Origin of the sequence: Chitinophaga pinensis DSM 2588 (assembly GCF_000024005.1) — a bacterium.
GTDB lineage: Bacteria > Bacteroidota > Bacteroidia > Chitinophagales > Chitinophagaceae > Chitinophaga > Chitinophaga pinensis.
Genome location: NC_013132.1, coordinates 935,237 through 956,397, shown reverse-complemented (window position 1 = coordinate 956,397; position 21,161 = coordinate 935,237). Strand labels below are relative to the sequence as shown.

The following is a 21,161-nucleotide window of genomic DNA, read 5'->3' as shown; positions in this document are numbered from 1 at the left end:
GGGATATGGGGAGCTATTTTGACTGTGCTTTAAATTTGTTGATCTTTTCCATGACTTTAAATCCGCTGGCATCCCGGTAAGTTTTATCCGGATTGTTGGCAAACATGTCTTCATCTTCCAGGTCGAATGCAAGAATATCTGCACTACGTACGACCCATAGGTTCACACATTTTTTCCTGCGGCCAAATTGTTCTTTGGCAAAAATCAATGCAAGATTTGCGTCAGGGGCATGTACACAACCGACATGCTCATGATGCGCACCTCTTTTTTCCTGGTGAAATACTTCGAATACATTCCAGTTTTCGCCCTCTTCGATGCTGAAGGAGCCGTCACTATTATTTAACCGTAGCCGGTTAACACGTGGATCCAGTGATTCATTCATAAAACGTGGTACTTGTCTGTTAATCCTGGGGGAACTATCTGATTTACTATGCTATACTTATGCGACCGGCAATGCCGTACGCGCTCTTTCTTCCTCCCGCATGAGCGCCTTCCTGATCCAGCGGCCATGTTCTTCTGCCCATTTGCGTACGTCCAGTCTTTCTTTATTACAAGGCCCATTGCCTTTGATTACTTCAAAAAACAGGTCCCAGTCCGGATCTGAATACTCCCATTTACCGGTTTCCGCATTCTTTTTCAGCAAGGGATCCGGCAAGGTCAGTCCTAACTCCCATATCTTGGGTACATAGGCTTCCAGGAACTGATTACGCATATCATCGTTACTGGCCATTTTCACCTTCCACTGCATGAGCTTTTCGCTATGAGCAGATACTTTATCCGGCGGACCAAAGAAATGCATGATCGGTTGCCACCAGCGGTTCAGCGCATCCTGTAACATGGCTTTCTGCGCAGCAGTACCGGTAGCCAGTTCAATAAAGGCGTCGTGTCCCTGTTTCAGATGGAAGCTCTCTTCATAACAGATCCTTTCCAGCGCACGGCAGTAAGGTCCGTAAGAGCCCTTTGCATTAGCCACCTGATTGACAATGGCTGCCGCATCTATCAGAAACCCGATCACGGTCACATCTGCCCAGGTTTCGGCCGGATAATTAAACACATTGGAGTATTTGGATTTTCCGCTCAGCAGGTCATTGATCATGGCCTCCCGCGATTTACCCAGGGTCTCCGCCGCATTATACAGTAATTGTCCGTGTCCGATCTCATCCTGCACTTTTGCTATCAGCGCCAGTTTCCGCTTAAATCCGGGGGCCCGGGTGATCCAGGTGCCTTCCGGCAGAGCGCCTATTATCTCTGAATGAGCATGCTGCTCAATTAACCTGATCAGCTGTCTGCGATATTCTGCCGGCATCCAGTCGCCCGGCTCAATCTTTTCCCCACCGGCAATACGCGCTTCAAATGCGGCCAGTTTAACAGGATCGTCCTGCAGCTGTTCTTCCTGCTGCCGGGACCTTCCGGAATCATCATAAATATATCCGCCACCGTACATAGTGCGATTGTTTTGGTAGATTGTAAGTTACGAAAAAATGTACCTTTAATTCTGAACGGGTGCTATGTTTTTATTCCTGCAACTCATATGGTGTACTTTGCTGTTTCCTGCCGCTCAGCCAAAGGAAACAAAACCTGTTACGGTCATTAAGATCGTCTTTACGCCTGACCGCAGACCGGAAAATCCTGATTCAGACAGCCTGTTTTATCAGCCACACCGTAAACTGCAATGGTCTGATTTCAAAGCTACTCCTCCCCTGCGCGGTCCCAGTGCAGCTGTTTCATATACCAGTTTCGCATACGAAGGCAGCAGCCTCCATAAGAAAGACACCTTACAGATCAACCTGACCCTCCAGGTCTTTTTTATCAAAAGTTCTTCCTGGGTAAAATCTATCGCGCGTGACAATTACTCATTATCACATGAGCAATTGCATTTCGATATTACCTGGCTGGTAGCTCTCCGTTTCCAGCAGCGCATAAAATCCATGGAACTGACGGCCGAAGATTTCGACAGCATCATTCAGTATCAATACATTGAGTCTTTCCGGGAAATGAATAAGTTACAGGAAGCCTATGACCGGGAAACCAATCACGGACAAGACCCTGTGGCACAAAAGAGATGGAAAAGCCTGGTGGGAGAAGCCCTGGCCACCCTCACACTGGATGGTGCCCTGACCCGTTATTGCAATCCTTTATCTGCCGATTCCAGTACACTCAGTACTTTCAATACCGCCTGGTAATAAAAAGCGGGTTGGATACCAGAAAATTCATCTGATAACTGATGGTAATCGGGGTGATCTTCCACACCGAAATAAAGGAATGGGATCTTTAGTTTATAAAATTCATAATGGTCGCTCTGATTCAGCCAGTTGCCGGCACCTTCTTCTTTCCTGTCATGCCCTGACAATAATTTGATCACGTTACCTGCTGCCACACCGGCGTCTACATAAGGTTTCAGTTCAGGAAACTGGGCCAGTCCGCAGACGTACAGCTCCTGTTTGTCATTCCGGCCGATCATATCCATATTGATATTCAATACGATCTGCGAAACCGGAACTGGTGGCTGTTTCACAAATGCCTTCGCTCCCTGTAATCCCTCTTCTTCTCCATCCAGTGCAGCAAAGATGATGGTATGACGGGGCTGGTGCTTTTTATAATAAGCCATCAATGCCAGCAGTCCGCCAACACCGGAGGCATTATCATCTGCACCATTGAAAATACTATCCTTCCCTTGTGCATCCCGTTTGATACCAAGATGGTCATAATGGGCTGTTACCACAATGGCAGCATCTGAGGTGCCTTTGATGTATCCAAACAGGTTGGTACCCATAATCTGCTTATCGCCTTGCGGGAAGTAAAAAGGGTATTCGAATGTATTATGAAAAGATTGGAGACCGATCTCGCGGAAACGGGAAATCAGGTAAAACTGTGCCTGCCGGCTACCTCTGGTACCCGCCATTCTGCCTTCATATTTATCAGATGAAAGCGTCCTGATATCATTGACAAGCTGCGTAGGATCTATCGGGGTTTGTGCCTGTGTGGCAACAGTGATGAAGAGCAGCAAACTCTGGATGAATATTTTCATACCTTATCTGTTATACCGCAATATAAGTTATTTCAGTGCGCAGCGCTTATCAGTACGATTAATTCAGCAGCTGGAAAGCAATCAATGCAGAGATATATGCCAGCGCTGTCATGTACACAAATTGTATGGCTGGCATTTTCCATGATTTGGTTTCTCTCTTTACAATCGCCAGTGTACTCATACACTGCATGGCAAAGGCGTAGAACAACATCAGGGAAATACCGCTTGCAAGTGTATATACCGGACGTCCGTCCTTCCAGGTGGCGTTGGTCATTTTCTCTCTCAGGGTTGCATCGTTATCTTCCGGGGATTCTCCTACACTATACAGCGTAGCCATTGTACCCACAAATACCTCACGTGCGGCAAAGGAAGTAATTAATGCAATACCAATTTTCCAGTCATAACCCAGCGGACGAATCACTGGTTCAATCGCATGTCCCAGTACGCCTGCATAGGAATTACCCAGCTTTTCAGATTGCATTTCCATATCCAGTGCTTCGCTTTGTTCCGGATGTGCTGTTTTCAGTTGTTCATAATGCGCAGTCACCTTTTCCATCCTGTCTTTAGGACCGAAAGATGCCAGGAACCAGAGTACGATAGAGATCACCATGATCACCTTACCGGCATCTGTAATGAAGATTTTTGCTTTCTGCACCATGGTGGTACCTACGTTTGCCCAACGGGGCGCACGGTATACCGGCAGTTCCATGATGAAATAGCTCTTTTCTTTTATCTTGATGAATAACTTCAGTATTGCAGCGATGAACAGTGCCATCACAAAACCCAGCAGATACAATCCCATCATCACCAGTCCCTGCAGACTCAGGAAGCCAAATACAGGTCTGTCCGGAACCACCAGGGCAATCATCACCGTATAAATAGGCAAACGCGCGGAACAGCTCATTAAAGGGGTAATGAGAATCGTGATCAGGCGCTCTTTCCTGTTTTCAATATTCCTGGTCGCCATGATTGCCGGCACGGCACAGGCAACCCCGCTGATCAGGGGCATCACAGATTTACCGTTCAGTCCTACCTGTCGCATCAGTCTGTCCGTCAGGAAACTGATCCTGGCCATATACCCTGTATCTTCCAGCACGGTGATAAAGGCGAAGAGGATCATGATCTGCGGCACGAATACGGCGATACCTCCCAGACCGGCAATCACCCCGTTCACCAGGATGTCTGTCAGCTGATTGGCAGGTAAAGCCCCTGTAAGCCAGCCACTTAACCAGCCAAAACCAGCCTCAATCCAGTCCATCGGAAAGGATGCCAGCCAGAAAATACTCTGGAACATAAAGAACATGATACCCAACAGGATCATGTATCCCCAGAAGCGGTGGAGTAATATGTTATCGAGTTTCTCGGTTTGTAACTGTTTCTGCAAAGGATCGGCTTCCACCACGGTATTCTTCATGATGTGTTTGATCCTGGCATAGCGCTGCATGATCTCTTCTGCCTGCACCTTGGTCTTATTGAACTGGTGCGTTTGCAGGATATTGGTGATGGCGAGTTTTTGTCCGCCGTTCAGAAATGCCAGTTCATGATGGTTCACGGCGATATGCATAGCGGCATAATCGCTTTTTACCTGTACATATTTCCTGATCTCCTGGATTACCTCCGGTGCTAAAGCCTGACTATCAATGAAATCTCTCGGTGCTACGGATTGTTTCTCCTTAGCGACGAGGTCTATCATCTTTTTCAGCTCCGTTACCCCTTTGTTTTTACGGGGGTTGATGCTCACAATAGGCACCCCCAGTTCTCTTTCGAGACCGGCTTCGTCTATTTCGACGCCTTTTTTGCGGGCAATGTCCATCATGGTAAGACCGATGATCACCGGAATTTTCAGGTCCATGATCTGGGAGCAGAAGAGCAGGTTACGTTTCAGGTTGGAGGCATCGGCTATGATCAGGATCATGTCCGGTTGTTCATCAGCGGCAGGATGAACGAGTACATCGTAGGTAACAAACTCGTCAGCGCTTTTAGGATACAGGCTGTAGGTTCCTGGCAGATCGATAATATTGGCCTGGAGGGAGGACGAGATAGTAGCGGCCCCTGTTTTTTTATCAACAGTTACCCCTGGAAAGTTGCTGACTTTCTGGTTCAGACCTGTCAGCGCATTAAAGAGCGAACTTTTCCCACTATTCGGATTCCCTACCAACGCGATATTGATCGTAGCTTTTTTTGTTGCCTGCATTCCTTAGCCTTATCCTGATAAACGGTTTAAAACGCAAAGTTATGATTAAATACAGGAGGCGGGGAATCGGATCGGGAAAAAGATCCGTTAAAAAAAAACCACGGTAAAAACCGTGGTCAGTGTTTCTGTAACTATTGAACTTATTGTGATGACAAAGTTTAATCTTTAACACACGTTTCTCATCACTTAACGAGTTTATATAAACTGTATCCGATAGTGCTCACTACATCCAGGGCTGCTTCGCTTGTCTTTGCAGCGGGTGTGCTGCCGGAGCCACTATTGTCTACAGGCGTCTTATTTTCCTGTTTTCCGCCTTTATAGCGGTAGTTTCTTTCCAGGGAATCAGCCTTATTCTCTCTGTTGTCCCCGTTTTGATCGTCATCGTCATTATCCTCACGATTGGAGTCATTGTTATGGTCCATATCTACAGAAGATCCGTCTTCATTCATTTTGATTTCAACGTGACCTCTGTCGCGGTTACGGCCAAAATCGTCCCAATCGTCATTGAAATCCCATCCGTGAGAGTATTCCAGGTTTCTGTCCATCTGTACCTTCTTGTTGGCAGGTACTTTCACGATCACCCTGATATGCTGTCCTCTGAATTTAGAATTCGCCGGAATTGAGATACCTGATGGTACATAGAGAATTGAATCTTTCTGTTCCAGCTGATACTGAATTTGTTTTGCGAGGGCTCTGGCCTGGGCAACGGTACGTCCGCGGGAATAGCGTTCTATATACACCTCGAAACTGTCGCTATCACTTTTTTCCAGTCTGATCCTGGCAGAATTGATGATAACGGTGTCTTCTGTCACACGCAGTGCATCTCCGAAAAAGTCGATATCGTCGATGTTGGTATAATCCTCCGCCTGTTTAATGACTAACTTTCCATTGGAAGGTTGCACGAGGGCGTAATTTTCTTTTAAAATTCTGCCAGGACCGGTCCTGAAGTCTCTGATCACAGAGGCGACCAGTGCAACTGCACAGATCAGACCGGCAAACCATAACAGGCTCAGTGTATATCCGACATAACGGTTAGCTTCCTTGATCCCGGTCGCCTTGCGGACGAAGAACATGATCAGCGCCACGATAGGGATACCTACCAGGAACAGGATGGAGCACCAGAGTAACAGATTTTGAACAGTACCTGCCAGGATCAGGTTTTTCAGAGGGTAAAGGGCCGCGGAAGATGCGGTGATGCCAATTCCTACGCTGATCAGCGAGATAAGGATCACAACCGCAAGAAAATAGAAGAATCCCTTGGTCAGTAACAGGAGTACTTTTCCCAACGCTTCGAAGATGCTGCGAAAAGCTCTTTCGATGTCGCTACCAACTTGCCTTCCGCGGCCCTGGGAAAAATTTTTAACATCGTTCCCAAAGTTCTTGAAATGGCTTTTGGCAGCGTTGATCTCGTCCTGCACGGTAGCACGTATATTATTAACGTCTACCTTTTCTCCTCTCATCTGCAATTTTTCAGCGGCAGTGTTTGCCTCAGGGGTTACAATCCACAGGATGAAATATACCAGGATACCGGAACCGAAACCACCAATTGCCAGCAGGGCAAAGATGATACGGAATACTACCGGGTCTACGTTCAGGTAAGCACCAAGGCCACCACATACACCACCCAGTACTTTTGCGTCCGGATCACGGTACAGCCTTTTACGCGGGCGGATTGATTCATATGCAGGGTCGTTGGCTGGCTGCTGTTGCTTGCCGCTACCTTCTTCCACCTGATCAAACTGTTCCGGCGTACCCATAGAGGCTTTTACGGCCTGTACGTCTTCGTCCGTGATACAGTGTGTTGTTTTTAATTTATTTAGGAAAAGCTCTGCAATGCGGCTCTCAATATCACTCACAATCTCATCCCCACCCTCTTCGCGAGCGAAATAGCGCGATAAGCTTTCCAGGTACTGCCGCAATATCTCATATGCACTATCCTCGATAGCGATAAGGCGGCCGGCCAGGTTTATGTTAATGATCTTTTTCATTTCGATGCTCTATTTTAGGTTTTGGTTATCGGATGGTAGTGTTAATGTTATTGACTTGTGAGCTGTGTTACTGCATTGGCCAGCTCGTTCCAGGTCGTTTCCAGTTCCTTGTAGAAGAGTTCTCCCTTGTCGGTCATGGAAAAATATTTCCTTGGAGGACCTGAATTACTTTCAACCCATCGGTAAGTCAGTAATTCTGCGTTTTTAAGTCGGGTAAGCAGTGGGTAAAGGGTGCCCTCCAGGATGTCCAGCTTTGCTTCTTTCATTTTTTCGATAATGTCTGAAGGATAAGCTTCTCCTTGCTTGATGATCGACAGGATGCAGAACTCAAGCACCCCCTTTCTCATCTGTGATTGTGTGTTATCTATATTCATGGCAAGTGAGCTTTATGAATAAAACGATACTTAAACATGGTAAATGGTGGTTTCTGATAATTACAATGTAAAGATAGGCATTTTATACTACTATGCAATACACAATACCATAGAAAACAAAATAACTTGTTTAGGATATTACCGGAATTTGCCAATAAGTAATTGTTATTCAATTATTTGAAAAAACATAGCGGGTTAGAAAATTTTTTTGCTATTGTGACGAACGGTCTTAAATAAGGGATGAAAGTCTTGCCGGCAGGTATAAGGGTTTCCCTGCAAAGCCACTCATAAATAAAAGGGATTTAACATTTTTTTATCGTCTATCTTTACAAAGTAGGTTAACACTAACTTATTTTTGTACTGTACAGATGAAAAGAATTATTGGCATATTCCTCCTGGCACTGATGTGCACGCAGCTCCTTCCGATTAAGGAGGTGGGGAAGATATTGTTCAATAATCAGATCGTCGAAGAGCATCCTGTGGAAGATGGTTGCCATGGCGACCTCGTTAAAATTGCCAAGGATCTCAAATTCCTCAACAACAGTTCTACAATCCAGTTTGAGCCTTCATTACTGGTAAAAAGTCTGCACTATAACTTCTTTGCGGAAATCCCACAGGGTCCTACCCGCGAAATACACTGTCCTCCACCCAACTGCTAACAGATTTAAACTATTGAATCAGTACAGCCATGCTGCCCTGCAGGGGCTTTGCCGGCTTTATACTGTTCTTATTTCATTTCCTCCATATTTGGCGCATACGCGCATACTTACTATTATCCATTTTTTTCACTTAACCGGAGTAGCTATGCCAGTTAATAAGGGCATTCCTATCCCCTGTTATAACGTTATTCGCGTTTCTTTTAAATCCTTCTGACTATGAGCAGGCAATCCATATTTTCCAATGTTAAAGGTGACCTTTCTGCCGGCCTTGTTGTATTTCTGATTGCGGTTCCGCTGTGTCTGGGTATAGCCCTGGCATCTGGCGCACCCTTGTTTTCTGGTATGATCGCCGGCATCGTAGGTGGGTTGGTAATTGGTTCCCTGAGCGGATCTCAACTAAGTGTAAGTGGTCCCGCTGCAGGCCTTACCGCTGTAGTATTGACAGCAATTACAAAATTTGGCGTATTTGAAGTTTTCCTGTTAGCCGTTGTGATCGGTGGTGTTATACAATTGGCGCTCGGCCTTTTAAAGGCGGGTATCGTTGCTAACTATTTCCCATCCAACGTTATCAAGGGTATGCTGACAGCAATTGGTATTATTATTATACTGAAACAGCTGCCACATGCCTTTGGTTATGATGCTGATTCGGAAGGCGACTTCGCTTTTATACAGGTAGATGGAGACAACAGTATCACTGCTTTACTCTCTACCCTGAATCACATTCACCTGGGTGCTACCCTGATTACCATCGTATCTGTACTGATCATCCTTTACTGGAGCAAGATCCCTAAAGTGAACGTGGTACCGGCTCCCCTGGTGGCTGTACTGACAGGTGTCGGACTCAACACACTTTTCATTGCCACCGGTAGTGTACTGGCTGTTGCACCGTCTCACCTGGTAAATCTGCCCGTTGCAAGCGATTTTAATTCATTCATTGGTCAGTTCACACTTCCTGACTTCAGTGCTATTACCAATAAAGAGGTTTGGATCGTTGGCGCCACTATCGCAATAGTAGCGTCTATTGAAACCCTCCTGAACCTGGAAGCGACAGACAAGCTGGATCCCCTGAAACGTCATTCTCCCCCTAACCGTGAATTACAGGCACAAGGTATCGGTAACATCATCAGTGGTATGCTGGGCGGTCTGCCGGTTACATCCGTAATCGTACGTTCCTCTGCAAATATCAACTCAGGCGCCCGTACCAAACTGTCTGCTATCTCGCACGGGGCTTTGCTGTTAGTTTGTGCAGCCTTCATTCCTACCCTGCTGAACAAAATACCACTGGCCACCCTCGCCGCTGTACTGCTGGTAACCGGATACAAACTGTGTAAGATTTCCATTTTCAAGGAAATGTTCAAAAACGGTAAGTATCAATGGATTCCATTCGTTGTAACAGTTGTTGCGATCGTATTTACCGATCTGCTGATCGGTATTTCCCTGGGTATGGCTGTCAGCGTAATTGCCATTCTCCGTGGTAACATCCGTAGTTCTTACTTTTTCCGTAAGGAGAAATATAAAGCCGGCGAAAGCATTATTCTGGAACTTGCACAGGAAGTTTCCTTCCTGAATAAAGCCAGTATTTTGCTGACGCTCGACCATATGCCGGAAAATTCTACTGTGGTTATTGACGGAAGTAAAACCACATACATAGATTTTGACGTATTAGAAACTATACGAGAGTTCAAAGAGGTAAAAGCTGTGCAAAAAAACATCACAGTAATTATCACTGGTTTCAAGGAACAGTATAAACTGGCTAACACTGAAAATATTTCCCCCGAGCAGCAGGAGAAAATAGCCAGTGGCCATGTACATACCATCACCGGTAACCATGAACAATTGTTGAAGGAGCTTCAGCTGAACTAATCACTGCAGCTCTGTGCATTAAATTTAAAACCAGTAAAAAACTTGCAAAAAATGAAAACATTAAATAAGGCAGCACAATCCAATATCACTCCGGCACAGGCTTATGAATTATTAAGACATGGTAATGAGCGTTTCGTAGATAACCTGAGACTGCACCGTAACCTGCTGGAGCAGGTAAATGACACCCGTGACGGTCAGTGGCCAATGGCGGCGATTGTGAGCTGTATGGACTCCCGTACTTCTGCAGAACTGATCTTTGATCAGGGTCTGGGCGACATCTTCAGTATCCGTCTGGCGGGTGCTGTGATCTCTGACAACGTACTGGGTAGCCTGGAATATGCCTGTAAAGTAGCAGGATCTAAATTCATCGTTGTACTGGGTCACTCCAAATGTGGTGCGATCAAAGGTGCATGCGATATGGTACAGATGGGTAACCTGACCGGTTTGCTGAATAAAATCACGCCGGCAGTTTTCGCAGAGAAAACCATCACAGAAAACAGAACTTCTTCTAACCCTGCATTCGTAGATGCAGTGACACATCTTCATACTGAGCGTTCCGTACAGGCGATCCTGGAGCAGAGTCATATTCTGCGTGAAATGATCCTGAATGGCGAGGTTGGTATTATCGGCGCTATGTATGATGTAGAAACAGGTGTGGTGACATTCCAGGAAGAAACCCTGGTAATCGGTAGTGAGAAGTTCAATACTACTCCTGAGGCTGCAACAGTCTAAGGATGTACAACTTTTGACAAGCCATGCTTGTAGTCATATACAAAGGAAAAGCCGCTCTTCTCCAGGAGCGGCTTATCTGTTTTTATTACTTTCTGTTTCCTTGTTATCGGTCTGATAGTGCTTAGATAATGCTTATCCTACGTTCATCTTACGTTCATGAACGTAGGATGAACGTAGGATAAGCATTATCTAGTAAAGTATAAACCGAAAGAGAGACCCGGTACATCAGATTTTTCGGAGTCTTTCCGCTGCCTGTTCCAGTGTTTCCGTTTTTTTCGCGAAACAGAACCTTACCACATGATCATCTTTTCCGTTTTCGTAAAAAGCTGAAACAGGAATGCAGGCGACCCCAAATTCTTTGGTAATACGGGTGGCAAACTCCTTATCCCCTTCATCTGAAATACGATCGTAACGCATTAGCTGAAAATAACTGCCTTTTGAAGACAGCGGCGTGAAACGGGTATCTTTTGTCAGTTCCAGGAAATAATCTCTCTTCTGCTGATAAAATACCGGCAGACTCAGATAATGTTCCGGCGTCTGTAAATAGCGGGACAGGCCATACTGCATCGGGGTATTCACCGAAAAACAGAGATACTGATGCACTTTACGGTATTCTGCCATCAGGTGAGCCGGCGCTACGCAATAGCCCATTTTCCAACCGGTGTTGTGAAACACCTTACCAAAAGAAAAGGTGACAAAACTGTTTTTCAATAACTCCGGATAACGGAGTATGCTGAGATGTTGTGCACCATCGAAAACCAGGTGCTCATATACTTCATCGGATAATACGAGTAAGTTATGCTCCTTTACTATTTCCTGTAGTTGCGCGATATCAGCGGCCGTCATAATACTGGCGGTGGGATTATGCGGCGTATTGATCATGATCATTTTAGTACGCGGTGTAATCTTACTGCGTACCAGCGACCAGTCTATTGTATAATCAGGATAAGAAAGCGGAATCAGTACGGGTACACCGCCATTGACCAGTACATTCGGAATATAACTGTCATATGCCGGTTCGAAGATAATAACTTCATCACCGGGGCTGATACAGGTGGCGATCGCTGTAAAGATGGCATATGTACCACCAGGTGTGATGGTGATTTCCGTATCCGGATTTACCTGCTGGCCATACAGATTTTGTATTTTTTTAGCAATCACTTCACGCAAAGGCATAATACCAGGCATGGGTGCATATTGGTTATGCCCTTCCTGCATCGCTTCGCTGACCATTCTTTTCAGCTGTTCATCACAATCAAAATCGGGAAATCCCTGGGAGAGGTTAATGGCTTTATGCTGCGCCGCCAGGGCGGACATCACTGAGAATATAGTGGTGCCTACGTTGGGTAGTTTTGACATAAAATACAAATGATCAATTACGAATAGATGTCTGAAATTAAAACATGTAATCCGTAATTGATCATCTGATCGGTGCTTTTATTCTTAAAGGAACTTATCGCCTTTATTTCTTTTTACTTCAGCAACGTACTCTTTGATCTGCTGTTCGTTCTCTTTTTTGCAGATCAGCAGTACGTCGGATGTGTCTACGACGATAAACTCGTCCAGTCCCTGTATTACCAGCAGTTTTTCCTGTGGTGCTTTGATCATACAGTTTTTAGCATCTACCAGCATGATGTTTTTGCCTTGTACTGCATTACCGGAATCGTCTCTGTCCAGGTTTTCATAGGCAGACGCCCAGGTACCCAGATCGCTCCATCCGAAATTGGAGGGAATGACATATACGTTATCTGCTTTCTCCATGATCGCATAATCGATGGAGATATTAGTACACTGCGGATAGATGCTCTCGATCGCTTTCTTTTCGTCCGGGGTATTCAGTAAGGCATCATTCTGTACGAAGAGCTCATCTATTTCCGGAAGATATTTACTGAAGGCGGTCAGGATCGTTTTCACGTTCCACACAAAGATACCTGCGTTCCAGAGGAAGTCCCCGCTTTGCAGGAAGGTTCTGGCCAATTCCAGGTTTGGTTTCTCTGTGAATGTTTTAACCGGGTATACGTTATCAGACACCTGTTGTGTTTCAAACTGGATATATCCATATCCGGTGTCAGGACGGGTAGGTTTTATACCCAGGGTTACCAGCGCGCTGTGTTTCTGTACGAACATGAGTGCGTTCAGACAGGTGCTGGCAAACGCGATAGCGTCCATAATCAGGTGATCGGCGGGCGCACAGATAATGTTTGCCTTGGGGTCCTGTTTATTGATCTTATGAGAAATATAGGCAATGCAGGGAGCGGTGTTCTTACGGGAGGGCTCACTGACGATATTATCAGTCAGCAGGTCCGGCAGTTGTTCCTTTACCTTGCTTACATAATGATGATGTGTAACGACAAAAATGTTTTCCTCTGGAATAAACTGGGCGAACCGTTCATAGGTCCATTGCAGTAACGTTTTCCCGGTGTTTAGGATATCCAGGAATTGTTTGGGGTAATCAGTGCGGCTATAGGGCCAGAAACGGCTACCTATTCCCCCGGCCATAATGGCCACATAAAAATGCCTGTTCACAGATGTCATCTTATATAATTCCTTCCCTGATTAAATCATGTAAATGAATGATACCTATATAGCGTTTATCTTTCAAAACCAATAGTTGTGTTATGTCATGTTGACGCATCATTTCGAGTGCATTGACCGCAAGTTCGTCTTCCTGGATCGTCTTCGGATGCGTTGACATGATAACTTCTGCTGTGACACTTTCGCCCGGAATGCCTTTTTCAAGCATACGGCGAAGGTCTCCGTCAGTGATGATTCCACTCAGTGAGCCTTCTGCGTCCAGTACAGCGGTAACGCCCAGCATACCGGAAGAGATGGCTACGATCACTTCTTTCAGTGCACTTTGTTTTGTCACCTGTGGCGCCTGGTGGAGGCGACTCAGGTCTCCGACCTTGAGATACAGCTTTTTACCCAGTGTACCTCCCGGATGAACTTTTGCAAAATCAGCAGCAGAAAATCCATGCCATTCTATCAAACATACGGCCAAAGCATCCCCCATTGCCAATTGGGCAGTCGTGCTGGTCGTAGGCGCCAGATTATTTGGACAGGCTTCCTGGTCTACTGAAGTATTCAGGATAAGATGGGCTTCACGTGCCAGAAAAGACTCCGTATTGCCGACCATGGCAATCAATCTGTTGCCAAAGTTCTTCACAAGCGGAACCAGTACTTTTATTTCAGGAGAATTACCGCTCTTAGAAATACACAATATGATATCGTCATGCTGGATCATACCCAAATCTCCGTGGATAGCATCTGCTGCGTGCATAAAAATAGCGGGGGTTCCCGTGGAATTCAGCGTGGCAACAATTTTCTGACCGATGATAGCGCTTTTCCCTATCCCGGAAATTACCAGTCGTCCGGCACATTCCGCGATCCACTCTACCGCCTTTTCAAAATCACCATTGATGTATTGCTTCAGGTCGGAGATCGCTGTTGCCTCGAGGGACAGCGTCCTTTTCGCCACTTCAGCAATATTAATAACCGTTCTATTTTTCATGGGCAGCCACAAAGTTAACTAGGATTCAGCAGATTAAGCCCATGATATTCTGTAAATTTATAATAATGCGTGCTTACACTGCTCTTTGGGGAAAAACGGGCATTCTGTGATGGCTTCCGGGTAGGGACAGTTGGAAAGGCAAGCTGAGCGGGGATTCTGACGAGTCATAACTCCCTATAACACATAAATTAATTGCCGGTCAGCGCATTTTTAATTAACTTCGTGTCCCCTAAAAAACACATAAACAATATCCATAATTTGTTACTTTCTTTAGAGTTTATTTGTTTTAAATTTTGAATGCAATGGCTGTTGTAAAGGTAAGTTTGATAGATGCATTACGGGAACACTTTGGGTTTGATTCCTTTAAAGGGAACCAGGAAATCATCATCAAGAGCATTCTTGCCGGTAAAGATACTTTTGTAATAATGCCGACCGGCGGAGGCAAATCTTTATGTTATCAATTACCGGCTCTGATGAGCTCGGGTTGCGCACTGATAGTTTCACCACTTATTGCTTTAATGAAAAACCAGGTAGACCTGGTACGTTCATATAGCAGTAAAGACAATGTGGCGCATTTCTTAAATTCTACCCTGTCTAAGGCACAGATAAAAAAAGTAAGAACAGACCTGCTGTCCGGCAAGACCAAAATGCTCTATGTAGCACCGGAAACGCTGACCAAGCAGGAAAATCTGGATTTCTTCCGTGAATTAGAGATCTCCTTTATAGCTGTCGATGAAGCACACTGTATTTCCGAATGGGGACATGATTTCCGTCCGGAATATCGCCGTCTCAAGGAAATGATAGAACAGATCAATGACAGTCTGCCTATTATTGCCCTGACCGCTACTGCAACGCCGAAAGTACAGAGCGACATTGTAAAAAACCTGGAACTGCGTGATCCGCAGGTATTCCTTTCTTCCTTTAACAGGTCAAACCTCTATTATGAGATCCGTCCTAAGCGTAAGAAAGACCAGACCATCCGCGAAATTGTCAAGTTTATTCACCAGCATAAGGGAAAGAGCGGTATCATTTATACGCTTAATCGTAAAACCACTGAAGAACTGGCAGATATGCTGGTTGCTAACAATATCAAGGCTGTCGCCTACCACGCCGGACTGGACGCTGGTACCCGTGCGCAACGTCAGGATATGTTCCTGCACGAAGATGTGGACGTGATCGTTGCGACTATCGCCTTTGGTATGGGTATCGATAAACCGGACGTACGCTTTGTTATACACTACAACATTCCGAAGAGCCTGGAAAACTATTACCAGGAGACAGGTCGCGCCGGTCGTGACGGACTCGAAGGGATCTGTGTCTGCTTCTACTCTTATAAAGATGTACAGAAGCTGGAGCACCTCATGCGTGATAAACCATTGAGTGAGAGAGAAATGGGGGCTCAGCTGATCAATGAAACGGTGGCATATGCAGAAAGCTCTGCCTGCCGCAGAAAAGTGATCCTGCACTACTTCGGAGAGAAATACGAAGAGTCACAGTGTAATAATGCCTGTGATAACTGTCGCAATCCGAAAGAGAAAATTGAAGTTAAAAACCGCGTAGTCATCGTACTCAAAGCGATCAAATCACTGGAAGAACGCTTTGGTACCGAATACGTCGTAAATATCATTACCGGAAAGGTCAACCCTCAGATAACTACCTATCAGCACAACCAGCTGGAAGTATTCGGAGAAGGTAAAGAACATGATGCCCATTTCTGGAACTCCCTCATCCGTCAGATGATGCTGGAAGATCTCATCGAAAAAGATATCGAAGAGTACGGCCTGCTGAAAATCACGGATAAAGGACACGCTTTCCTGCAGGAACCTTATTCTATCATGGTGTCGCTCAACCACCAGTTTGAAGAAGACGGCGGCGATGAAGATGAAGTAGCTGCGGAATCACAGGCATCTGCTGATACCGCGCTGTTTGAAATGCTGAAAGACCTGCGTAAGAAAGTTGCAAAAGAAAAGAACCTCCCTCCTTTCGTGATCTTCCTGGAAACATCCCTGGAAGACATGGCTACACAATATCCTACTACTGTCCAGGAGCTCGAAAAGATCCAGGGTGTGAGTAAAGGAAAGGCTATCCGCTACGGAAAACAATTCGTAGACGTGATCGCTAAATATGTGGAAGAAAATGATATCGTGAAACCTGACGATTTCGTCATGAAGAGCGTTGTCAACAAGAGCGGTCTGAAAGTATTTATCATCCAGAACATCGATAAAAAGATGCCGCTGGAAACCATTGCCCGCAACAAGGAACTCACGATTCCGCAATTGTTGGATGAAATGGAAACCATTGTCGCAAGCGGTACCAAACTGAATCTGGATTACTGTCTGGATGAAGAACTGGACGATTACGCACAGGACGAGATCATGGAATACTTCAAAGGCTGTGAAACATCCAGCCTGGCCCTTGCAAGAGAAGAACTGATTGAAAGCGATTATACCATTGAACAGCTGAAACTGATGCGTATCAAGTTCCTGGTGGTATATGGTAACTAACGGACAATATTTAACACGTAATGACTGGCATACCACACATTAAGAGCACTATTGCTCCTGTAAGAGAGCGCATCATACAACATCCTTTATATCCGGAGATGCAGCGCATGGACGATATCCGTGCATTTATGCAGTATCATGTATTTGCAGTATGGGATTTTATGTCCCTCCTGAAATCGCTGCAGAGAAATCTTACCTGCACAGATATTCCCTGGATACCGAAAGGCAGTGCGGCGACCCGTTTTCTGATCAATGAAATCGTCACTGGTGAAGAAAGCGATGTAGCGCCTGATGGTACCCGCCTCAGTCATTTTGAATTATATCTTCAGGCCATGGAACAGGTAGGCGCTGATACTTCCGGTATCAAAGAATGCCTGCAACAGCTGGAAAGAGGTAAATCTCTTACGGCTGTGATTAACGGTCTGCCGCCAGCAGTACGTGGCTTTGTAAAACACACTTTCGACCTGATTGCAAACGAACCTGTACATGTACAGGCAGCTGTTTTCACTTTCGGTCGTGAAGATCTGATCCCTGATATGTTCCTGGCACTCGTGAACGATCTGGACAAACAATTCCCCGGACAAATCAGTCTGTTTAAATATTATCTTGAAAGACATATTGAAGTGGATGGTGATCATCATAGTCACCTCGGCATGGAGATGGTACAGGAACTTTGTGGCAATGATCCGCAGAAATGGGAGGAAGCAGCACAGGCTTCAAGAGCTGCTTTAGAACAGCGAAACGCTCTGTGGAATGGGATCCTGGAGGAAATCAAAAGTTTTGTTGAATAAAATTTGGAAGTTAATTTTTAATTTGCTTATCTTTGCAATCCCTTCACGAGAGAAGGACAACAAAAAAGAGTTGGTGCGGTAGCTCAGTCGGTAGAGCAAAGGACTGAAAATCCTTGTGTCGGCGGTTCGATCCCGCCTCACACCACGAAGAAAAAAGGTTTGATGTTATAACGTCGAACCTTTTTTGTTTTAACACAATCTGTTTTCCTCGAACATTGATTCTGAGTTTCTCATATTTTTATTACTAAGTAATAAATTACCTCTACTTCTTAACTATACGCCTGTCTAAAATACCAAGCAGAAGAAGCGCTACAGAAATTGAGTGATAAGACTACGGTTGAGTTTAACCCGCGCATTCTAAAACGATCTCTATAAGATGCTAACTCCATCGATAAACACATAAACAACATGGTTGTAACTTCAAGAGCAATATTACTGTTTACTTAAATGGTTGTTCTATCTTTATATTATGTTTTATAGACGTAAAATCATTCTTGCTTTATTAGAGCTTTTCGAAGACGAACTTGAAAAAATACGCCTGCAAAAGCTTTTGTTCTTGTTTTGTCAGAAACAAGAGAAGGCTGACTATGATTTTATCCCGTATAAATATGGTTGCTATTCATACTCTGCAAATGCTGATATGACAACAATGGTAACAAAGGGGTTATTAGCCGAAACAGCCACGAGTTTTAAAAAAACTGATAACGTTAGCTATTTAAAGCTCCTGAAGCCTCATGACCTTTCTAAGCTCAAAAGTATAAAGACGCTTTATGGAGAGATGGACAGTACTGCGCTGATGAAACATACATATAGAAATTTCCCGTATTGGGCCATCAATAGTATAAAAGCTCCCTCTATTTTATCAAAAGAAGAGTTGGATAAAGTAGAAAAACATAAGGCATCCTCTAATCAAACGATTCTATATACAATTGGTTATGAGGGAGGAAGTTTAGAAGATTATTTAAATCGACTGCTGAGAAATGATGTCAAAGTCTTAATAGATGTCCGCAATAATCCTCTAAGTATGAAATTTGGATTTAGCAAGAGTCTACTTAAACGCTATTGTGAAAGTCTCGATATTATCTATATGCATTTTCCCGAAGTTGGGATTGTATCAGATAAAAGACAGGCATTGAATACTCAAGCTGACTATGATAGATTATTTGCGGATTATTGCGAGAATGATATTCCAAAAACGATTGATATTCAATTAGATATTTTAAATATTTTACGGAAATATAAGCGAATTGCTTTAACTTGCTTTGAGGCAAATTATTGCCAATGTCACAGAAGCCATTTAGCAAATGCAATAAAAACGCTACCGGGCTTCGAGTACGAAGTAAAACACATATAGCGCTTATATGTCCCGAAAAAAAGTCCTTATAACAGTCACCACGTATTGGAACTGCTACATTTGTGAGGACACAGAGTTAAGCTCGTTTTCTTAACTTTGAAGTAATGAGTAAACAACAAAGACGTAGCTACGATAAGGCCTTCAAGCAGATGGCAGTAGAACTTTATCTGAAGGGCAAAGCGGCTTCAGATGTTGCTAAAGACCTTGGTATAGGAGTCGATATGGTTCGTCGTTGGACCAGAGAGCATAATGAGAGTGGCGCACGCAGTTTTCCTGGCAATGGGAAGCAGGATCTGACACCGGAGCAAAAGGAGATCCAGGCTTTGAAGAAAGCACTCAAGGAGGCGGAAATGGAAAATCAAATCCTAAAAAAGGCGGTAACCATCTTCTCCAAGGAAGGCAACAAATATTCAGGTTCATAAAGAATCATAGTGGCAAATTTGATGTCGGGAAGATGTGTAAAGTGTTTAAAGTAAGCCGCAGTGGCTATTATGCCTGGTTAATTAGAAAACCTTCAAAACAGGCGATTGAGAATCACGCTCTAAGCGATAGAATTGAAGCAATATACCGTTCTGGCAAAGGCCGGTATGGAAGTCCTAAAGTAACCAGAGTACTCAAATCAGATGGAATACATGTATCACAACGGAGAGTAGCCCGGATCATGAGGTCAAAAGGGCTCCGTAGTGTAATTGTAGGTAAGTTTAAAGTCTGTACTACGGATTCTAATCATGACAAAGAGGTATCTTCTAACATATTAAACAGAGAATTCACTGCAACGTCACCATCAGAAAAATGGGTCTCAGACATTACATATATCCGTACAAAATCCGGGTGGCTCTATCTCACTGTCATTATGGATCTGTTTGACAGGAAGATACTGGGATGGGCGATGAGTAAAGGCATGACAGCAGCAGAAACAGTAGTAGCAGCGTGGAAAATGGCTATCAGGAACAGGTCTGTAAAAGAGCATATGATCATCCATTCAGACAGAGGCGTACAATATGCCAGTCATGAATTTCGGATATTGCTCAAATCAGGTCAAATAAGGCAAAGCATGAGCCGTAAAGGAAATTGCTGGGATAATAGTGTATGTGAAAACTTTTTCAAAATTCTCAAGTCAGAAACAGGGATTAACATCATTTACGATTCCTTTGAGGTTGCCAGAAGAGAAATATTTGAGTTCATAGAAATCTGGTATAATCGAAGGAGAATACACTCCCGACTGGGATATATGACACCTGAACAATTTGGAAATTCTTTAATCAAACAAGCGGCTTAACCTGGTGTCTATTTTTTTGTTGCAAATCCATATCCCCTTCCGTCAAGAAGCCACGATGAATTGGTCTGTACTGCAGGTATGCTTGAAACTGGGGAAATGATTAGAATCTATCCTGTTCCACTTAGCTTTTTAGGCGATCTTAAAGGAAGTGGACGAGTTAAAAGTGTTAAATATACCTGGATAGAACTGGCTCTTCAAAAAAGAACTGACGATTTCAGACCAGAGAGCCATTCTCCTGTAAATTATGATTTCCACGATCTGAAAATAATCGGCGAACGTCTGGACACTAAAAATAATTGGCAGGCCCGTAAAGAGATTTGTCTCCGAAACGTCTATACAAATATGGATACACTTATTGCAGATTCCAGAGACCCTAAAAATGTATCTCTCGCTGTATTCAAACCTGCAAATATTGTTAAACTTCACTGGGAAGAAACCGAAAGAGAATGGAAAAATGAATGGAAAGAGCTGCGCAAGCAGGGCGATTTGTTCCTTCCTGACAAAGATCCTGAAATACTAATTCCTAAGCTTCCTTATAAATTCAGCTACGCTTTTACTGATGAAACTGGAAAAGAACGAAAATTAATGATTGAGGATTGGGAAATTGGTGCGTTATATTGGAATTGTCTGAGATCAACCAATGGGAATGAAGAAGAAGCACTTCAAAAAGTAAAGGCAAAATATGAGGATGAGTTTAAGGAGAAAGACCTTTATCTTTTTATGGGTACAACTAAGCAATGGCATATGCGTCGTGCTACAAACCCATTCGTGATTATTGGTGTCTTTTACCCAAAGAAAGAAGTTCCCCAAAAGGCCTCTCCCAAGAATAATATCCAAACATCGTTATTTTAAGCTTTCAAATGGGTTATCTGGTCTCCTATATC

Annotated in this window: 19 protein-coding genes and 1 tRNA gene; 11 read left to right on the top strand and 9 right to left on the bottom strand. The window is 44.3% G+C overall.

Annotated features, from left to right (window positions below):
• Positions 1-13 precede the first annotated feature (13 nt).
• Positions 14-382, bottom strand: coding sequence for a 1,2-phenylacetyl-CoA epoxidase subunit PaaB (locus CPIN_RS03880; RefSeq protein ID WP_012788462.1), 369 nt, complete (start codon positions 380-382; stop codon positions 14-16).
• Between the two features lie 57 nt (positions 383-439).
• On the bottom strand, positions 440-1,444 hold the full coding sequence (gene paaA / locus CPIN_RS03875) for a 1,2-phenylacetyl-CoA epoxidase subunit PaaA (RefSeq protein ID WP_012788461.1): 1,005 nt from the start codon (positions 1,442-1,444) through the stop codon (positions 440-442).
• A 64-nt stretch (positions 1,445-1,508) separates the two neighbouring features.
• Between paaA and CPIN_RS03870 the strand changes: the two genes are divergently transcribed.
• Complete coding sequence (locus tag CPIN_RS03870) at positions 1,509-2,183, top strand: hypothetical protein (RefSeq protein ID WP_012788460.1); 675 nt, start codon at positions 1,509-1,511, stop codon at positions 2,181-2,183.
• Here CPIN_RS03870 and CPIN_RS03865 read toward each other — a convergent pair.
• The 4 genes from CPIN_RS03865 to CPIN_RS03850 all read right to left on the bottom strand — a co-directional run bounded on the left by CPIN_RS03865 (position 2,123) and on the right by CPIN_RS03850 (position 7,584).
• Positions 2,123-3,028 (bottom strand): M28 family peptidase, encoded by a 906-nt coding sequence (locus CPIN_RS03865; protein WP_012788459.1) that lies wholly within the window; start codon positions 3,026-3,028, stop codon positions 2,123-2,125. The genes CPIN_RS03870 and CPIN_RS03865 overlap by 61 nt on opposite strands.
• Positions 3,029-3,086: 58 nt before the next feature.
• Complete coding sequence (feoB, locus tag CPIN_RS03860) at positions 3,087-5,222, bottom strand: ferrous iron transport protein B (protein WP_012788458.1); 2,136 nt, start codon at positions 5,220-5,222, stop codon at positions 3,087-3,089.
• Positions 5,223-5,404: 182 nt separating this feature from the next.
• Complete coding sequence (locus CPIN_RS36305) at positions 5,405-7,210, bottom strand: PspC domain-containing protein (protein ID WP_012788457.1); 1,806 nt, start codon at positions 7,208-7,210, stop codon at positions 5,405-5,407.
• 47 nt (positions 7,211-7,257) lie between these two features.
• Positions 7,258-7,584 (bottom strand): PadR family transcriptional regulator, encoded by a 327-nt coding sequence (locus CPIN_RS03850; protein ID WP_012788456.1) that lies wholly within the window; start codon positions 7,582-7,584, stop codon positions 7,258-7,260.
• 368 nt (positions 7,585-7,952) lie between these two features.
• On the opposite strand from CPIN_RS03850, the gene CPIN_RS03845 reads away from it, so the two are divergent.
• The 3 genes from CPIN_RS03845 (at position 7,953) to CPIN_RS03835 (ending at position 10,838) form a co-directional block, all read left to right on the top strand.
• Positions 7,953-8,243: a hypothetical protein gene (locus CPIN_RS03845; protein ID WP_012788455.1), complete on the top strand. Its 291-nt coding sequence runs from the start codon at positions 7,953-7,955 to the stop codon at positions 8,241-8,243.
• A gap of 216 nt (positions 8,244-8,459) precedes the next feature.
• A complete protein-coding gene (locus CPIN_RS03840) occupies positions 8,460-10,106 on the top strand; it encodes a SulP family inorganic anion transporter (RefSeq protein WP_012788454.1) in 1,647 nt (548 codons plus the stop codon).
• Between the two features lie 51 nt (positions 10,107-10,157).
• Positions 10,158-10,838 carry a carbonic anhydrase family protein gene (locus CPIN_RS03835; RefSeq protein WP_012788453.1) on the top strand — a complete coding sequence of 227 codons (681 nt, stop codon included), beginning with the start codon at positions 10,158-10,160 and terminating at the stop codon, positions 10,836-10,838.
• Between the two features lie 225 nt (positions 10,839-11,063).
• On the opposite strand, the gene CPIN_RS03830 is transcribed toward CPIN_RS03835, so the two are convergent.
• The 3 genes from CPIN_RS03830 to CPIN_RS03820 form a co-directional block, all read right to left on the bottom strand.
• Entirely contained in the window at positions 11,064-12,197 is a 1,134-nt protein-coding gene (locus CPIN_RS03830) for a methionine aminotransferase (protein ID WP_044217809.1), read from the bottom strand.
• Between the two features lie 84 nt (positions 12,198-12,281).
• Positions 12,282-13,373 carry a mannose-1-phosphate guanylyltransferase gene (locus tag CPIN_RS03825; protein WP_012788451.1) on the bottom strand — a complete coding sequence of 364 codons (1,092 nt, stop codon included), beginning with the start codon at positions 13,371-13,373 and terminating at the stop codon, positions 12,282-12,284.
• Position 13,374: 1 nt separating this feature from the next.
• A complete protein-coding gene (locus CPIN_RS03820; protein WP_012788450.1) occupies positions 13,375-14,349 on the bottom strand; it encodes a KpsF/GutQ family sugar-phosphate isomerase in 975 nt (324 codons plus the stop codon).
• A gap of 302 nt (positions 14,350-14,651) precedes the next feature.
• On the opposite strand from CPIN_RS03820, the gene recQ reads away from it, so the two are divergent.
• The 7 genes from recQ (at position 14,652) to CPIN_RS03785 (ending at position 21,129) form a co-directional block, all read left to right on the top strand.
• Positions 14,652-16,853 carry a DNA helicase RecQ gene (gene recQ / locus CPIN_RS03815; protein ID WP_012788449.1) on the top strand — a complete coding sequence of 734 codons (2,202 nt, stop codon included), beginning with the start codon at positions 14,652-14,654 and terminating at the stop codon, positions 16,851-16,853.
• A 20-nt stretch (positions 16,854-16,873) separates the two neighbouring features.
• Positions 16,874-17,644 carry a DUF3050 domain-containing protein gene (locus CPIN_RS03810; RefSeq protein WP_012788448.1) on the top strand — a complete coding sequence of 257 codons (771 nt, stop codon included), beginning with the start codon at positions 16,874-16,876 and terminating at the stop codon, positions 17,642-17,644.
• A gap of 72 nt (positions 17,645-17,716) precedes the next feature.
• Positions 17,717-17,789 (top strand) — tRNA-Phe (locus CPIN_RS03805).
• 324 nt (positions 17,790-18,113) lie between these two features.
• Positions 18,114-18,998 (top strand): DUF488 domain-containing protein, encoded by an 885-nt coding sequence (locus tag CPIN_RS03800; RefSeq protein WP_012788447.1) that lies wholly within the window; start codon positions 18,114-18,116, stop codon positions 18,996-18,998.
• Positions 18,999-19,102: 104 nt separating this feature from the next.
• Positions 19,103-19,420: a transposase gene (locus CPIN_RS03795; RefSeq protein ID WP_012788446.1), complete on the top strand. Its 318-nt coding sequence runs from the start codon at positions 19,103-19,105 to the stop codon at positions 19,418-19,420.
• On the top strand, positions 19,405-20,277 hold the full coding sequence (locus CPIN_RS03790) for an IS3 family transposase (RefSeq protein WP_148230502.1): 873 nt from the start codon (positions 19,405-19,407) through the stop codon (positions 20,275-20,277). Before CPIN_RS03795 ends, CPIN_RS03790 begins: the two co-directional genes overlap by 16 nt.
• A gap of 96 nt (positions 20,278-20,373) precedes the next feature.
• Positions 20,374-21,129, top strand: a complete 756-nt coding sequence (locus tag CPIN_RS03785; protein ID WP_012788444.1) for a DUF8757 domain-containing protein — start codon at positions 20,374-20,376, stop codon at positions 21,127-21,129.
• Positions 21,130-21,161: the final 32 nt, after the last annotated feature.

Coding starts and splice junctions, on each gene's coding strand:
- CPIN_RS03835 (WP_012788453.1), top strand. CDS start 10,158: ATGAAAACATTAAATAAGGCAGCACAATCCAATATCACTCCGGCACAG.
- CPIN_RS03840 (WP_012788454.1), top strand. CDS start 8,460: ATGAGCAGGCAATCCATATTTTCCAATGTTAAAGGTGACCTTTCTGCC.
- feoB (WP_012788458.1), bottom strand. CDS start 5,222: ATGCAGGCAACAAAAAAAGCTACGATCAATATCGCGTTGGTAGGGAAT.
- CPIN_RS03785 (WP_012788444.1), top strand. CDS start 20,374: ATGATTAGAATCTATCCTGTTCCACTTAGCTTTTTAGGCGATCTTAAA.
- paaA (WP_012788461.1), bottom strand. CDS start 1,444: ATGTACGGTGGCGGATATATTTATGATGATTCCGGAAGGTCCCGGCAG.
- CPIN_RS03870 (WP_012788460.1), top strand. CDS start 1,509: ATGTTTTTATTCCTGCAACTCATATGGTGTACTTTGCTGTTTCCTGCC.
- CPIN_RS03850 (WP_012788456.1), bottom strand. CDS start 7,584: ATGAATATAGATAACACACAATCACAGATGAGAAAGGGGGTGCTTGAG.
- CPIN_RS03795 (WP_012788446.1), top strand. CDS start 19,103: ATGAGTAAACAACAAAGACGTAGCTACGATAAGGCCTTCAAGCAGATG.
- CPIN_RS03880 (WP_012788462.1), bottom strand. CDS start 382: ATGAATGAATCACTGGATCCACGTGTTAACCGGCTACGGTTAAATAAT.
- recQ (WP_012788449.1), top strand. CDS start 14,652: ATGGCTGTTGTAAAGGTAAGTTTGATAGATGCATTACGGGAACACTTT.
- CPIN_RS03810 (WP_012788448.1), top strand. CDS start 16,874: ATGACTGGCATACCACACATTAAGAGCACTATTGCTCCTGTAAGAGAG.
- CPIN_RS03865 (WP_012788459.1), bottom strand. CDS start 3,028: ATGAAAATATTCATCCAGAGTTTGCTGCTCTTCATCACTGTTGCCACA.
- CPIN_RS03800 (WP_012788447.1), top strand. CDS start 18,114: ATGTTTTATAGACGTAAAATCATTCTTGCTTTATTAGAGCTTTTCGAA.
- CPIN_RS03820 (WP_012788450.1), bottom strand. CDS start 14,349: ATGAAAAATAGAACGGTTATTAATATTGCTGAAGTGGCGAAAAGGACG.
- CPIN_RS36305 (WP_012788457.1), bottom strand. CDS start 7,210: ATGAAAAAGATCATTAACATAAACCTGGCCGGCCGCCTTATCGCTATC.
- CPIN_RS03825 (WP_012788451.1), bottom strand. CDS start 13,373: ATGACATCTGTGAACAGGCATTTTTATGTGGCCATTATGGCCGGGGGA.
- CPIN_RS03830 (WP_044217809.1), bottom strand. CDS start 12,197: ATGTCAAAACTACCCAACGTAGGCACCACTATATTCTCAGTGATGTCC.
- CPIN_RS03845 (WP_012788455.1), top strand. CDS start 7,953: ATGAAAAGAATTATTGGCATATTCCTCCTGGCACTGATGTGCACGCAG.